This window comes from Streptomyces sp. NPDC031265, from assembly GCF_055570295.1.
Map to the genome: position 1 here is coordinate 793,120 of NZ_JBVIHM010000001.1, position 14,256 is coordinate 807,375.

The 14,256-nt window shown below is 71.8% G+C and carries 11 protein-coding genes; 8 read left to right on the top strand and 3 right to left on the bottom strand.

The features are described 5' to 3' along the window. Window positions 1-157 precede the first annotated feature (157 nt). From ACZ499_RS03730 to ACZ499_RS03740, 3 genes are all read left to right on the top strand, one after another. Window positions 158-817, top strand: coding sequence for an isochorismatase family protein (locus ACZ499_RS03730; RefSeq protein WP_468671862.1), 660 nt, complete (start codon window positions 158-160; stop codon window positions 815-817). Then, entirely contained in the window at window positions 814-2,766 is a 1,953-nt protein-coding gene (locus ACZ499_RS03735; protein WP_468671864.1) for an anthranilate synthase family protein, read from the top strand. The genes ACZ499_RS03730 and ACZ499_RS03735 overlap by 4 nt, the downstream gene beginning before the upstream one ends. 64 nt (window positions 2,767-2,830) lie before the next feature. Beyond that, on the top strand, window positions 2,831-4,543 hold the full coding sequence (locus ACZ499_RS03740; protein ID WP_468671866.1) for a class I adenylate-forming enzyme family protein: 1,713 nt from the start codon (window positions 2,831-2,833) through the stop codon (window positions 4,541-4,543). 208 nt (window positions 4,544-4,751) lie between these two features. Here ACZ499_RS03740 and ACZ499_RS03745 read toward each other — a convergent pair whose 3' ends face one another. Beyond that, entirely contained in the window at window positions 4,752-6,062 is a 1,311-nt protein-coding gene (locus ACZ499_RS03745; RefSeq protein ID WP_468671868.1) for a M6 family metalloprotease domain-containing protein, read from the bottom strand. 272 nt (window positions 6,063-6,334) lie between these two features. Between ACZ499_RS03745 and ACZ499_RS03750 the strand changes: the two genes are divergently transcribed. Both ACZ499_RS03750 and ACZ499_RS03755 read left to right on the top strand, forming a co-directional pair. Continuing rightward, window positions 6,335-6,991, top strand: coding sequence for a TetR/AcrR family transcriptional regulator (locus ACZ499_RS03750; protein WP_067160152.1), 657 nt, complete (start codon window positions 6,335-6,337; stop codon window positions 6,989-6,991). 91 nt (window positions 6,992-7,082) lie between these two features. Beyond that, window positions 7,083-8,624, top strand: a complete 1,542-nt coding sequence (locus ACZ499_RS03755) for an MFS transporter (protein ID WP_468671871.1) — start codon at window positions 7,083-7,085, stop codon at window positions 8,622-8,624. A gap of 69 nt (window positions 8,625-8,693) precedes the next feature. Here the strand turns inward: ACZ499_RS03755 and ACZ499_RS03760 are convergent, their stop codons facing one another. Next, on the bottom strand, window positions 8,694-9,206 hold the full coding sequence (locus tag ACZ499_RS03760; RefSeq protein ID WP_468409820.1) for a MarR family winged helix-turn-helix transcriptional regulator: 513 nt from the start codon (window positions 9,204-9,206) through the stop codon (window positions 8,694-8,696). A gap of 168 nt (window positions 9,207-9,374) precedes the next feature. Between ACZ499_RS03760 and ACZ499_RS03765 the strand changes: the two genes are divergently transcribed. Together ACZ499_RS03765 and ACZ499_RS03770 are read left to right on the top strand one after the other, a co-directional pair. Then, window positions 9,375-10,133, top strand: a complete 759-nt coding sequence (locus ACZ499_RS03765) for a dioxygenase family protein (RefSeq protein ID WP_468672096.1) — start codon at window positions 9,375-9,377, stop codon at window positions 10,131-10,133. Window positions 10,134-10,503: 370 nt separating this feature from the next. Beyond that, window positions 10,504-11,499 (top strand): sigma-70 family RNA polymerase sigma factor, encoded by a 996-nt coding sequence (locus ACZ499_RS03770; protein WP_468671874.1) that lies wholly within the window; start codon window positions 10,504-10,506, stop codon window positions 11,497-11,499. A gap of 79 nt (window positions 11,500-11,578) precedes the next feature. Here ACZ499_RS03770 and ACZ499_RS03775 read toward each other — a convergent pair whose 3' ends face one another. Then, window positions 11,579-12,559 carry a helix-turn-helix transcriptional regulator gene (locus ACZ499_RS03775; RefSeq protein ID WP_468409822.1) on the bottom strand — a complete coding sequence of 327 codons (981 nt, stop codon included), beginning with the start codon at window positions 12,557-12,559 and terminating at the stop codon, window positions 11,579-11,581. Between the two features lie 62 nt (window positions 12,560-12,621). Between ACZ499_RS03775 and ACZ499_RS03780 the strand changes: the two genes are divergently transcribed. Further along, window positions 12,622-14,160: an MFS transporter gene (locus tag ACZ499_RS03780; RefSeq protein WP_468671877.1), complete on the top strand. Its 1,539-nt coding sequence runs from the start codon at window positions 12,622-12,624 to the stop codon at window positions 14,158-14,160. Window positions 14,161-14,256: the final 96 nt, after the last annotated feature.

Sequence of the window (14,256 nt, forward strand, 5' to 3'; positions counted from 1 at the left end):
TCCGCCGCGACGGAGGTCCCCCCTGTTCGAGCGGAGCCGAGAACTTGGGGGAGCGACCAGCCACAGACAGCCCGCAGCCGATGAACCCCACTTCCGGCGGAGCGCTTGGCGCGACTCGGCACGTACCGGCACAGCGAGCACAGCGAAAGGACCACCCATGGCGGGCCTGCCCTCCATCGATCCGTATCCGATGCCCTCCGAGGGCGACCTTCCCGCGAACACCGCGACCTGGACGGTCGACCCCGCCCGGGCGGTGCTGCTCGTCCACGACATGCAGCGCTACTTCCTGCGGCCCTTCCCGGCGGACCAGTCGCCCGGCGGCACCCTGGTGCGCAACGCCGTGCTGCTGCGCGAGAGCTGCGCCGCGGCCGGGATCCCGGTGGCCTACACCGCGCAGCCCGGCGGGATGAGCGAGCAGGAGCGCGGGCTGCTGAAGGACTTCTGGGGTCCGGGCATGCGGGTCTCCCCGGAGGACCGCCAGGTGGTCGAGGAGCTCGAACCGGGCTCGGACGACTGGGTGTTCACCAAGTGGCGCTACAGCGCGTTCTTCAAGTCGGACCTGCTGGAGCGGATGCGCGCGGCCGGCCGCGACCAGCTGATCATCTGCGGGGTGTACGCGCACGTGGGCGTGCTGATGTCGGCCGTGGAGGCGTTCACCAACGACATCCAGCCCTTCCTGGTCGCCGACGCGGTCGCGGACTTCTCCGAGCAGTACCACCGCCTCGCCCTGAACTACGCGGCCGAGCGCTGCGCCGTGGTCACCACCGCCAAGTCGGTCCTCGCCGAGCTCGCCCCCGCGGACGGGGCGGGCCGATGACCGCCGCACTCCCCTCGGACCGGGACCTCCTGGGCCGGGTGCTCGCCCAGGGCCCCGCCGCGTACGCCCTGCTGCACCGGCCCGAGACGTTGGGCCGCGACGTCCTCGAAGTGCTGCTCGGCGAGGTGTCCGCCGTCGACGCGCTGGCCCGGATACCGCTGCCCGACGCGCCCCCCGGCCCCGGCGCCCGCCACGAGGTGCTGGCGGTCGTCCCGTACCGGCAGATCTCCGAGCGCGGTTTCACCAGCACCGACGACGGCGAGCCGCTGCTCGTCATGTCCGTGGCCGAGCAGGGCGAACTGCCGCTCACCGAGGCGCTGCGCCGGCTGCCCGACGAGCCGGTCACCCTCACCAACGGCCGCTTCGACGTGGCCGACGACAGCTACGCGGCGATCGTGCGCGATGTCATCGAGCGCGAGATCGGCAACGGCGAGGGCGCCAACTTCGTCATCAAGCGCGCGTTCGTCGCGGACATCACGCCCTACACGCCGCACAGCGCCCTGTCGTTCTTCCGGCGCCTGGTCGAGCGGGAGTCCGGCGCGTACTGGACGTTCCTGGTGCACACCGGCGGGCGCACCTTCGTCGGCGCCAGCCCCGAGCGCCATGTGAGCCTGCACGGCGGCACCGCAGTGATGAACCCCATCAGCGGCACCTACCGCTATCCGGCGGCGGGCCCCGACCTGCCCGGCGTGATGGCCTTCCTGGCCGACCGCAAGGAGGCCGACGAGCTCTACATGGTCGTCGACGAAGAGCTCAAGATGATGGCGCGGATCTGCGAGGGCGGCGGCCGGGTCGTCGGCCCGTACCTCAAGGAGATGGGCCGCCTCGCGCACACCGAGTACTTCATCGAGGGCCGCACCGGCCACGATGTGCGCGACATCCTGCGCGAGACGATGTTCGCCCCCACCGTGACGGGCAGCCCGCTGGAGAGCGCCTGCAAGGTGATCACCCGGTACGAGCCGGAGGGGCGCGGCTACTACAGCGGCGTCATGGCCCTCATCGGCCGGGACGAGCACGGCGGGCGCACCATGGACACCGCCATCCTCATCCGCACCACCGACATCAGTGACGAGGGGCGGCTCAGCATCGGTGTCGGCGCGACCCTGGTGCGCCACTCCGACCCGGTGAGCGAGGTCGCCGAGACCCGGGCGAAGGCCGCCGGGCTCCTCGCCGCCCTCGACGCGGACGCCACCGGCGCGCCCGGTGCGGGCGCCGTCGAGCGGTTCGCCGGGCACGCCCGGGTGCGCGAGGCGCTGGAGCGGCGCAACGACCGCATCGCCCGCTTCTGGCTGCGCGACCCCGGACAGCGGGCCGCCCCCGTCGAGGAGCTCGCCGGGCGCAGGGTGCTGATCGTGGACGCGGAGGACACCTTCACCTCGATGATCGGCCATGAACTGGCCGCCCTGGGGCTTGAAGTGACGGTCCGTCGCTTCGACGAGCCGTACGCGACCGAGGACCACGACCTGGTCGTCATGGGCCCCGGCCCGGGCGACCCCCGGGAGACCGCCCACCCCAAGATCGCGCATCTGCGGGGCGCGGTGACCCGGCTCCTGGACGAGCGGCGCCCGTTCGTGGCCGTCTGCCTCAGCCACCAGGTCCTGTCGACCCTGCTCGGCCTCGGCCTGGCCCGCCGCGACACCCCCAACCAGGGTGTCCAGAAGGAGATCGACCTGTTCGGCGCGTACGAGCGGGTGGGCTTCTACAACACGTTCGCCGCCCGCAGCGCCGACGACAAGCTCACCCACCCCGACCACGGCGTCATCGAGATCAGCCGCGACCCGGACACGGGCGAGGTCCACGCGCTGCGCGGCCAGGGCTTCGCCTCGATGCAGTTCCACGCCGAGTCCGTGCTCACCGAGGACGGTGTACGGATCCTCGCCGAGGCACTGACCGGAGTGGTCCGCTCCGGCGGGGGACCGCTCGCGGGGAAGGCGCGCCGAGCAGGCTGAGAGGGACGGCGTTTATGTTGGGGGGAGCCTCGCGACCCGCACCCGCCGCCCAGGAGGGCACCCCGTGCCGTACACCCCCGCCGCCGCAGAAGCGCTCCTCACCGCACCCGGGGCGCCCTTCGCCGTCGAGCGGGGGCCGGACGGGGTGCCCGTCTACGCCGGGGGCCCGCGGACCCTGCGCGAGTTCGTGGAGGTCACTTGGGCGTACGGCGACCGCCCCTTCCTGGTGGCGGAGAGCGGCACCCACACCTACGCGGAGTTCTTCGCGGCCGCCTCCGCGCTGGCCCGGCGGCTGGTCGAGGCGTACGGGCTGCGGCCCGGCGACCGCGCGGTGGTGGCCATGCGCAACCTCCCCGAGTGGCACATCGCGTTCTGGGCCACGCAGCTGGCCGGCCTGGTGGCGGTGCCGCTGAACGCCTGGTGGACCGAGGCGGAGCTCACGTACGCGCTCGACGACTGCGCGCCCGGCGTGCTGCTCGTGGACGGGGAGCGGCTGGCGAGGGTCGAGGGCTGGGCGCGCAAGGCGCGGGTGCGGGGCGTGGTCTTCGAGGGCGCGGGCCCGCTGCCGGAGGGATTCGAGGCGTACGAGGACCTGGGCGAGGCCGACCCCGCCGCAGGGCCGCCGGACGTGACCGTCTCACCGGACGACGACGCCACGATCATCTACACCTCCGGCACCACCGGCCGCCCCAAGGGCGCCGTCGCCACGCACCTCGCGCAGGCCGGGGCCGCGATGAACCCGCGCTTCCACGCGGCCGCGTCGGCGCTCGGCCGGGGCCTGATTCCGGGGCAGGGCCCGGCCCCCGTGTCCCTGGTGACCTACCCCTTCTTCCACGTCGCCGGATTCAGCGGCTTCTACTCGGTGATGGGGTCGGGCGGCACCCTGGTCATGATGCGCAAATGGGACGCCCGGCGGGCGCTCGCCCTGATCCGCGAGCACGGCGTCACCCACTACGCGGGCGTCCCCACCACCGCCCTGCAACTCCTCGACGAGGCCGAGCGGGCGGGCGACCCGATGGAGTCGCTGCGGATGTTCAACACCGGCGGGTCCACGGCGCCGCCGACCCTGGTGGGGCGGCTCACCGCGCGGTACGGGGAGCGGATGGAGCCGCGCAACGGGTACGGGCTGACCGAGACCAGCGGGGGAGTGCTGGCCAACTTCGGAGCCGAGTACCGGGACCGGCCGGACAGCGTGGGCCGCCCGACGCCCACCACCGAGGTGCGGGTCGTCGGGGAGGACGGCGCCGACGTGCCGGAGGGCGAGGTGGGCGAGCTCTGGCTGCGCGGCCAGTCGAACGTGCGGGGTTACTGGAACGACCCCGCCGCCACCGAACAGGCCTTCGTGGAAGGCTGGTTCAGGACCGGCGACCTGGCGGTGGCCCGGGACGGCCGGGTCGCGGTCGTCGACCGGATCAAGGACGTGGTGATCCGGGGCGGCGAGAACGTCTACTGCGTGGAGGTCGAGTCGGTCCTGCAGGGGCACCCGGCGGTGCTGGACGCCGCGGTGGTGGGGGCGCCGCATGCGGAGCTGGGGGAGGAGGTGGCGGCGGTGGTGCAGGTGGCTTCGCCTGTGACCCCGGAGGAGCTTCGGGCGTATGCGGGGCGCGTCCTGGCCGCGTTCAAAGTGCCCGCGCATGTGCTGCTGCGGACGGTTCCGCTGCCGCGCAATGCGACGGGGAAGGTGCTGAAGCGGGAGCTTCGGGCGGAGGTGTCCGCGGCTTTGGAGTCCCCCACCCCACCCCTTCCCTGCCCCCTCCGAGGGGCGTCCGTCGGCTGAGGGCCGGTGGGCGCTGGTCGCGCCCACGCGGCGGAGCCGCACAATGTCACAGCCCCGCGCCCCTTAGATGCCGCTGCGCGGCAATCTCCGGGGCGCCCCGCAGGGGCGCTTCCAGGGGCGCGGGGAACTGCGCGAGCAACCCACCACGGTCCGCAGCCGACGGACGCCCCCCCCCGGGGGGTCAGGGAAGGGGCGGGGTGGGGGAAATTCAGCCCCGAGCCACCCGCACCCGGTAGTTGCCCAGCTCGTCCACCCCCAGCACCGACACCCGCACCCCCCGCTCCCGGTCCGTGAACGTCTCCCCCGCCGCGAACGGCGCATCGGAGAGTTCGGCGTGCACGTTGGGGCGACGGGTACACCCCCCGCTGTCCTTTGCGCTGTCCGCGACGGTGACCGGACCCCGGCCCGTGTCGACGTCCGTGCTGACCCGGTACACCAGCACCCCCGGCTTGCACACCGCCTCGTCGTTGCCGGTCCGGCTGCGTACTTCCAGGGCGTAACCGGACTCGTCCGACAGCGGTACGAAGACCAGCTTGCGGCCGGTGCCGGGCGCCGACAGCGGGCTCAGCACGTACTCGCTCACGCCCGCCCCCGCCGCCGCGCACCCCACCTGCGTGTTGTCGAGCCAGCCCAGCTTCCACTTGTGCCAGCCGAGCATGTCGTTGTTGGCGCCCCAGTCCTCGGACATGATGTCCCAGTGGCCGACCGCGCCCCCACCCTCGGGCGTGTAGAGGTCGGGCAGGCCGAAGACGTGGCCGTTCTCGTGCGGCAGCACCCGGTAGCCCGTCTCGCGGTACGAGCCGGAGCCGTCGTCCTGGCGGCTGTAGACGAAGGACGTGTTGGAGAGCGGGACGCCGTCCGCGAGCGGCGCGTCCTCGTTCCCGGAGAACGTCACCGAGAGCACCGTGTCCAGCGCGGACGGCCCCGCGTTCGGCGACATCAGAATGTTGACCAGGTCGTACGTCGCGAAGTTCACCCGTGAGTCGGCCGCCGCCACGATGTCCTTGACCAGCCGCCGGTAGCCCGGCTCGTACGGCGAGCCGCGCTCTATGCCGTACGCCGAGAACGCCTGCGGCATCCGCAGCCACTGCGGGAGGGGGATGTCGGGCCGGTAGTCGAGCCGCCCGTACGACGCGGTGCGGAACCACTGGGTGGTCTGCGGGAAGAACTCCGCGTACCGGCTCAGCGCGGGCTCCGTGCCCTGCGCGTCCGGGAAGTCGATCATCAGGGTGAGGGCGCGGACCGTGCCCGTGGAGTGGGCGTAGCCGGGCGGGGTGGGCACGCCCTCCGACATCTGCACGCCGAGCGTGGCGGTGATCCGGCACGGGCCGAGCGCCGCCTCGCCGCCGGTGGCCACCGGCCCGGCCGACGCCCGGAAGGGGGGTGCCAGGGTGGTGCTGCCCGAAGTCATCGAGGCGAGCACGACGGCGGCGAGGGCCGCGCCCGCCAGGGCCCGGCGGCGGCGCGGGTCGCGCGGCCCGCCGGATATCCGACGGCGCGGTCTGCCGGGCTCCTCCATGCGCACGCTCGCCTTCGGCCACCGGCAGCAGGCGGCTCCTGACTGCGCTCGTGCGATCACCCTGTGTCGGGCGTGTCGCAGGCGCGCGCTGGGTGGGCCGCGCGTGTGGTTTCCCCAGAGGAATATGTGACTCAGGTCACATCAAACAGATCGCCCGGCCGGAAATAACCGGGGAACCTTTCCCCGTTTGCACCTGTGTCCCGCCGAAACGGGGAGAGCTTCCCCGCTTCCGGTTCGGACGACGACTTCGTACGTACGAGAAGGAGCACGCCGTGTCCACCGCCACCCCGACCACCGCAGCGGAGCCCCGTCGCGCCCCGCGGCCGCGGGCCGACGCCCTGCGCAACCGGGAGCGGATCATCGCGGCCGCGCGCGAGATGTTCGTCGAGGAGGGCGCCATGGTGCCGCTCGACGAGATCGCGCGGCGCGCGGGCATCGGCAACGCCACGCTCTACCGGCACTTCAAGGACCGCGCCGAGCTGATCACCAGCGTGGTGCTCGCGGTCATGGAGCGGGTCTCGACGGCCGCGGAGACCGCGACCGCCGAGGAGCCCGACGCCTTCGCCGCGCTGCGGCGGTTCGTGTTCGCGGCGGCCGACGAGCGCATCGGAGCCCTGTGCCCGATGCTCTCCGAGGGCTTCGACAAGGACCTGCCGGAGCTCAACGCCTCCCGCGAGCGACTGGACGAGGCCGTCCGGGACCTCATGGCGCGGGCCCGGCGCAGCGGCCAGTTGCGCGACGACGTCGACGTGGGCGATCTGATGGTCGCCCTCACCCAGCTCACCCGGCCGCTGCCGGGCACCGCGTGCCCGAACATGGACCGGTTCGTCCACCGTCATCTCCAGCTCTTCCTCGACGGGCTCATGGCCCCGGCGAGGTCCGGGCTGCCGGGGACGGCGGCGACCCTGCAGGACCTCAGCCAGCCGTAACCGAAGCCGCGGCCGGGCGGTAACTCCGCTTACCGCACCCGTACTTCAGCACTCCGCTCATCGCACATCGCGTCCCAAGGTGGCTACACCCATGTCCAAAACAGTCGAGGCTCGGAAAAATCAGCCCAAGGACCTCGCTCCTGACCCCAGTCGGTGGAAGGCCCTCGCCTTCATCGCGCTCGCCCAGCTCATGGTCGTGCTCGACGCGACGATCGTGAACATCGCCCTGCCCTCCGCCCAGACCGCCCTGGGCATCTCCGACGGCAACAAGCAGTGGGTCATCACGGCCTACGCCCTCGCCTTCGGCGGTCTGCTGCTCTTCGGCGGCCGCATAGCCGACCTCTGGGGACGCAAGCGCACCTTCGTCGTCGGTCTGCTCGGCTTCGCCGCGGCCTCCGCGCTCGGCGGCGCGGCCACCGGCCAGGCCATGCTGCTCGGCTCCCGCGCGCTCCAGGGCGCGTTCGGCGCGCTGCTCGCGCCCGCCGCGCTCTCCCTGCTCGCGGTGATGTTCACCGACGCCAAGGAGCGCGCCAAGGCGTTCGGTATCTACGGCGCGATCGCGGGCGGCGGCGGCGCCGTCGGCCTGATCCTCGGCGGCTTCCTCACCGAGTACCTGAACTGGCGCTGGACCTTCTTCGTCAACATCCCGTTCGCGATCGTCGCGGCCGCCGGTGCCTACTTCGTCATCCGTGAGCCCTCCGGCACCCGCAACCGCTCGACGCTGGACGTCCCGGGCGTCATCCTCTCCACCCTCGGCCTGGTCGCCCTGGTGTACGGCTTCACCCGCGCCGAGTCGGCCGGCTGGGCGGACACGCTGACCGTGTCGATGTTCGTCGCCTCGGCCGTGCTGCTGCTCGCCTTCGTGGTCCTGGAGGCCAAGGTCAAGAACCCGCTGCTGCCGCTGCGCGTGATCACCAACCGCAACCGGGGCGGGGTCTACCTCTCCCTCGGCCTCGCGATCATCGCGATGTTCGGCCTCTTCCTCTTCCTGACGTACTACCTGCAGGTCGTGAAGGGCTACTCGCCGGTCAAGACCGGCTTCGCCTTCCTGCCGATGATCGCGGGCATGATCACCGGTTCCACTCAGATCGGCGCCCGGCTGATGACCCGGGTCCCGCCGCGCCTGCTGATGGGCCCCGGCTTCCTGACCGCCGGCATCGGCATGCTGATCCTGACCCAGCTCCAGATCGACACCTCGTACGCCGGGCTGATCCTGCCGGCGCAGATCCTGCTCGGCCTCGGCATGGGAACCGCCTTCATGCCGGCCATGTCGCTGGCCACGATCGGCGTCGAGCCGCGTGACGCGGGTGTCGCCTCCGCCATGGTCAACACCTCGCAGCAGGTGGGCGGCGCCATCGGCACGGCCCTCCTGAACACCATCGCCGCCTCGGCCACCACGGCGTACGTCACCTCGCACGCCGCCGGGGCCAAGAGCGTGGAGCTGCTGAAGCTCCAGGCGATGGTGCACGGCTTCACCAGCGCCATCTGGTGGGCGGTCGGCATCCTGGTGCTCGCCTCGGCGATCGCGGTCACCCTCATCAACACCGGCCGCCCGGACACCGGTTCGCTGACCGGCTCCGGCGACGCCGAGGGCGTCGAGGACGAGATCCGGGTCCCGGTGGTCGCCCACTGACGCCCGCCGCCTACGTGGGGGACGCGTAAGCGGAAAGCAAGACACGCAAGGAACGCGGATCTGTCCGGCTCAGCGGAGCCAGGGCAGGTCCGCGTTCGCGTCCTTGGGCTGCAGGCCCTCGGCGATCACCCGCATGATCTTCCCGAGCTGCTCGGCCTGCTCGGGGCCGAGCCGGTCGAACATCGCCTGGCGCACGGCGGCCACATGGCCGGGCGCGGTGCGCTCCACGACGGCGAAGCCCTCGTCGGTGAGCGCCGCGAACTGGCCGCGCTTGTCGGAGGGGCAGTCCTCGCGCCGCACCCAGCCGTTCTTCTCCAGGCGGGCGATCGCATGCGAGAGCCGGGACCGGGTGATCTTGGCGCCGATGGCCAGCTCCGTCATCCGCAGCCGCCGCCGGGGCGCCTCGGAGAGCTGGATGAGCAGGCCGTAGTAGATGTGCGGCATCCCGGCGTCGCGCTGGAGCTGGCGGTCCAGGTGGTCTTCCAGGAGCGTGGTGGCATGGAGGTAGGCACGCCAGGTGGCCTGCTCGTCGTCGCTGAGCCAGCGCGGCTCCTCGGCGGGGGTGGTGGTCATGGAATCCACTGTACGGCCACTCCTTGAAAGTTGAACAAGATCGGGCTAATCTCGGCATAAGGGAAAGCTTTAGAGTTCAAGTAGATACTGGGTCCAGTAGACAGGGAGTCCGCCATGACCGCCACCTCCGCAGTTGCCGCCGACGCCGCCGGTGCCTCCGGTTCCGGTGCGGGGCGGATGCCCGCCCTCTATCTCTCGCACGGCGCCCCGCCGCTCGCCGACGACCCCGTCTGGCCGGACGAGCTGGCCGCCTGGTCGGCCGGGCTGCCCCGCCCCAGGGCGATCCTGATGGTCTCCGCCCACTGGGAGGAGGCCCCGCTCGCCCTCGGCGCCGTCGAGACGATCCCGCTGGTGTACGACTTCTGGGGCTTCCCCGAGCGCTACTACCAGGTGCGGTACGCCGCTCCCGGCGCCCCCGAACTCGCCGACAGTGTACGGAAGTTGCTGCGCGGCGCAGGGACGCCGGTCCAGGACATCCCGGACCGCGGCCTCGACCACGGCGCGTACGTCCCGCTGGTGGAGATGTACCCGGCCGCCGATGTCCCGGTCCTCCAGATCTCCCTGCCCACGCTCGACCCCCAGAAGCTGATGGACATCGGGCGCAAGCTCGCGCCCCTGCGCGACGAGGGCGTCCTGATCGTCGGCAGCGGCTTCTTCACCCACAACCTGGCGGCGCTGCGCCATGCGGGTGGGGTGCCCGGATGGTCGGCCGAGTTCGACGACTGGGGAGCGCGCGCCCTGGCCGCCGCCGATGTGGACGCCCTCCTCGACTTCGAGCACAAGTCCCCGGCGGGCCGCCTCGCGCACCCGCGCACCGAGCACTTCGCCCCGCTGTTCGTGACCCTGGGCGCCTCGGAGGGCGAGCTGGGCGGGGTCCGCAGCGTCATCGAGGGCTTCTGGATGGGGCTGGCGAAGAGGTCGGTGCAGTTCGGCTGAGGAGGGGTACCCGAGAATTCGGGCAGTTTGGACATCCTGAGCAACCAGAAGGCGGCGCAGGTCGTCTTCAGGGTGGGAGAGCGGAAAACGGGGATGGGGCTCTTCCGGGGTGAAGGCAACTGTTTCGGGTGTGACGCCGGTCTCATCGGGCGGCGGCCGCGGCCGGTGGCGGAGCGTCCCGGGACCGGGCCTGACCTGCGCCTCTGTACATTCCCGCGGCATCCGTCCGCCCCTGGTGGCGGCACAGGGTACTGCATGATCAGGAAAATCGATGGGCGGGACGGGAATTCTGTCCGGATTCCAGCCGTTGTTTCCATCGGATGCAGGGCACCCGGGAGGGTGTCGCGACCTACACAGCAAGGGAGCACGCATGGCAACCCGCGCCGTCGCCCGTCGGACCGCCAGCAGCGGATCCGGGTCGGGAAGCAGTGTTCGCGCCGTCACCGGGGAGATCGCCGACCGCGACCTGGTCGGGATGTACCTGGACGAGATCGCGCGCACCCCGCTGCTCGACGCCGCCAAGGAGGTCGAGCTCTCCCAGACCATCGAGGCGGGTGTCTACGCACGCCGGATCCTCGACGGAGAGGTGGAGAGCAAGGCGGGCGGCGCCTCTCACGAGGAGCTCGAAGCCCTGGTCGCCGCCGGTGACCGGGCCAAGGACCTCTTCATCCGCTCCAACCTCCGCCTCGTCGTCGCCGTCGCCCGGCGCTACCCGAGGGCGGGCCTGCCGCTGCTCGACCTGATCCAGGAGGGCAACGCGGGCCTGGTCCGCGCGGTGGAGAAGTTCGACTACGCCAAGGGCTTCAAGTTCTCGACGTACGCGACGTGGTGGATCCGCCAGGCCATCACGCGCTCGATAGCCGACCAGTCCCGCACCATCCGCCTCCCCGTCCACCTGGTGGAGGAGCTGGGCCGCATCCGCCGCGTCCAGCGCGAGTTCAACCGGGAGCACGGCCGGGAGCCGGAGGCGACCGAGGTGGCGGCGGAGCTGGGCTCCACGCCCGAGCGGGTCATCGACGTCCTGGACTGGGCGCGCGACCCGGTCTCGCTCAACATGCCGGTCGACGACCAGGGCGAGACCCAGTTCGGCGACCTCCTGGAGGACACCTCGGCGATCTCCCCCGAGCAGTCCGTGCTCACGCTGCTGCGCAGCGAGGAGCTCGACGACCTGATCGGCAAGCTCGACCAGCGCACCGCCTCGATCATCAAGATGCGGTACGGAATAGACGACGGCCGCGAGCGCACGCTGACGGAGGTCGGCAAGGAGCACGGGCTGACCCGTGAGCGCATCCGCCAGATCGAGAAGCACGCGCTGCTCGAACTGAAGAAGATGGCAAGGGACACGGGCTTCGACGCGGCGGCGTAAGCGCCGCTCCCAGCCCCCACGGACGAGCCCCCGGCACCCTCCCCCCCTGGTGCCGGGGGCTCCCCCTTGCCCGTGCCCGCTACCCCGGCTGCGGCTCCGCCGCCCGGGTGAGCCGGCCGCCCAGCTTCGCCAGGTACTCCGTCAGGGCGACCGGCGACACCACCGCGAACTCGCAGTCCAGCAGCGCCAGCCGGATCGCCACCCCCTCCAGCGACTCCGTGACCCGCGCCCGCAGCCGGCACCGCGCCTCCCCGAGCGCCACCGGCGTGCCCATCGTGGACGCGAGCCGCGCCGCCACCACGTCGGCGGGCGCCTCGAACGTCACGTCCAGGTCCAGCTCGGGCTGCATCCGGGACAGCGACCGGCTCACGAACTCCGCCGCGTTCTGCGCGGGCAGCTCCCGGGGCGCGAACCGCGACCCCGTCGCGAACGGGGACTCCACCCGGTCGACCCGGAACGTACGCCAGTCCTCGCGCTCGATGTCGTACGCGACGAGGTACCACCGCCGCCCCGTCGACACCAGCCGGTACGGCTCGACCTGGCGGCGCGACTCGCTGCCGTCGCCCTTGCGGTAGTCGAACCGCAGCCGCTCCGTGCCGGTGACGGCCGACGCCATCACGGTCAGCGTGTGCGGGTCGACGGTCGCGCCGTCCCCCCGCCATGGCCCCACCAGCGGCATCGTCGCGGCCTGGAGGCTGGAGACCCGGTGCCGCAGCCGGGACGGCAGCACCTGCTCCAGCTTGGCCAGCGCCCGTACCGACGCCTCCTCCACTCCGTCCACCGCGTGCCCCGCGCCCGCCCGCAGCCCGACCGCGATGGCCACCGCCTCCTCGTCGTCGAGGACCAGCGGCGGCATCGCCTTCCCGGCCACCAGCCGGTACCCGCCGTCCGCGCCGAGCGTCGCCTGGACCGGGTAGCCGAGCTCGCGCAGCCGGTCGACGTCCCGGCGGACCGTGCGCCGCGAGACACTGAGCCGCTCGGCGAGCTCGCCGCCGGGCCACTCGCGGGGCGTCTGGAGCAGGGACAGGAGCTGGAGCAGCCGAGCCGGGGTGTCCGTCATGAGATCCAGGATGCGGGAAAATTAGGACGCAGTCTGACCTACATAAGGTCTAACTTCTTTCCATGACCTCCACCACGACCAATCCCCCAGAAGCCGCGGGCCCCGGCACGGCGGCCGCCGCGAACGACCGCCGACGGTGGTTCGCCCTGGCCATCGTGATGACCGCGGCCTTCATGGACCTGGTCGACGTCACCATCGTCAACGTAGCGATTCCCTCGATCCAGAAGGACACCGGGGCGACCTTCGCCTCGATCCAGTGGATCACCGCGGGTTACGCCCTGGCCTTCGCCGCCGGTCTGATCACCGGTGGCCGCCTCGGCGACATCCACGGCCGCAAGCGGCTCTTCCTCATAGGCATGACCGGCTTCACCATCGCCTCGGCGCTCTGCGGCTTCGCGGCCAACCCGGAGATGCTGGTCGCCTCCCGCATCCTGCAGGGCGGCATGGCTTCTCTGATGGTGCCGCAGGTGCTCTCGATCATCCACGCGACCTTCCCGGCGGAGGAGCGCGGCAAGGTGTTCGGCATGTTCGGCGCGGTCATCGGCCTGGGCGCGGTCTCCGGCCCGATCCTGGGCGCGCTGCTGACCGAGTGGAACCTGTTCGGCCTGGAGTGGCGTCCGATCTTCCTGATCAACCTGCCGGTCGGCATCGCGGGCCTGATCCTCGGCGCCAAGTTCATCTCCGAGTCCAAGGCGCCCAAGGCCCTCAAGCTCGACCTCGTGGGCGTCGCGCTCGTCACCCTCGGCCTGCTGATGCTGCTCTACCCGCTGACCCGCGGCCGTGAGCTGGGCTGGCCGCTGTGGGGCCACCTCTCGATGATCGGCAGCCTGGTCGTCTTCGGCGCGCTCGTGGTGTACGAGAGGTACAAGGCGGCCAAGGACGGCTCGCCCCTGGTGGAGCTCTCGCTGTTCCGTGTGAAGAGCTTCGCGGCGGGCATCGCGGTGCAGATGACCTTCGGCATCGCGATGGGCATCTTCTTCCTGGTCTGGACGCTGTACATGCAGATCGGCCTGGGCTGGAGCGCGCTGCGCGCCGGTCTGACCGGTATCCCGTTCTCCATCGCCATGTCGGCCGCGGCGGGCATGTCCGTCCAGTCGCTGGTGCCGAGGTTCGGCCGCAAGGTGCTCCAGGCGGGCGCCCTGATCACCGCCCTCGGCTTCCTGGTCTACATCTGGGAGGCGCGCCACTACGGGATGGACATCGCCCCCTGGCAGATGGCGCTGCCGCTGGTGGTGCTCGGCATCGGCATGGGCCTGATCGTCGCCCCCCTCACCGACGCGGTCCTCTCCGAGGTCCCGCAGGAGCACGCGGGTTCGGCGTCCGGCCTGATCAACACCGTGCAGCAGATGGGCAACGCGCTGGGTCTCGGCCTGGTCTCGGTCGTCTTCTTCGGCTCGATCGGCGACGACCTGCGGCTCACCGAGATCGGCCCGGCCTTCTCGGACGCCTTCCAGCGCTCGCTGTGGGTCGTGACGGCGGTCTGCATCGTGATCTTCGTCGGGATGTTCCTGCTCCCGGCCAAGCCGAAGCAGCACCTGGAGGGCGGGGCGGACGAGGTCCCGTCCGACGACGTCACCAAGGAGCCCGCGCTCACCCCGTGACGCGGCGGCCGTGGAACGACGCCGGGCGGGGTGGAGGCCTCCTCAAGGAGAGCCCCCACCCCGCCCGGCGTTTTTGTATGCCGTACGGGAGGCGAG

Bases quoted from the DNA above. Each gene is read 5' to 3' on its own strand.
- ACZ499_RS03745 (WP_468671868.1), bottom strand. From the start codon at position 6,062: ATGGAGGAGCCCGGCAGACCGCGCCGTCGGATATCCGGCGGGCCGCGC.
- ACZ499_RS03755 (WP_468671871.1), top strand. From the start codon at position 7,083: ATGTCCAAAACAGTCGAGGCTCGGAAAAATCAGCCCAAGGACCTCGCT.
- ACZ499_RS03730 (WP_468671862.1), top strand. From the start codon at position 158: ATGGCGGGCCTGCCCTCCATCGATCCGTATCCGATGCCCTCCGAGGGC.
- ACZ499_RS03765 (WP_468672096.1), top strand. From the start codon at position 9,375: ATGCCCGCCCTCTATCTCTCGCACGGCGCCCCGCCGCTCGCCGACGAC.
- ACZ499_RS03735 (WP_468671864.1), top strand. From the start codon at position 814: ATGACCGCCGCACTCCCCTCGGACCGGGACCTCCTGGGCCGGGTGCTC.
- ACZ499_RS03775 (WP_468409822.1), bottom strand. From the start codon at position 12,559: ATGACGGACACCCCGGCTCGGCTGCTCCAGCTCCTGTCCCTGCTCCAG.
- ACZ499_RS03780 (WP_468671877.1), top strand. From the start codon at position 12,622: ATGACCTCCACCACGACCAATCCCCCAGAAGCCGCGGGCCCCGGCACG.
- ACZ499_RS03770 (WP_468671874.1), top strand. From the start codon at position 10,504: ATGGCAACCCGCGCCGTCGCCCGTCGGACCGCCAGCAGCGGATCCGGG.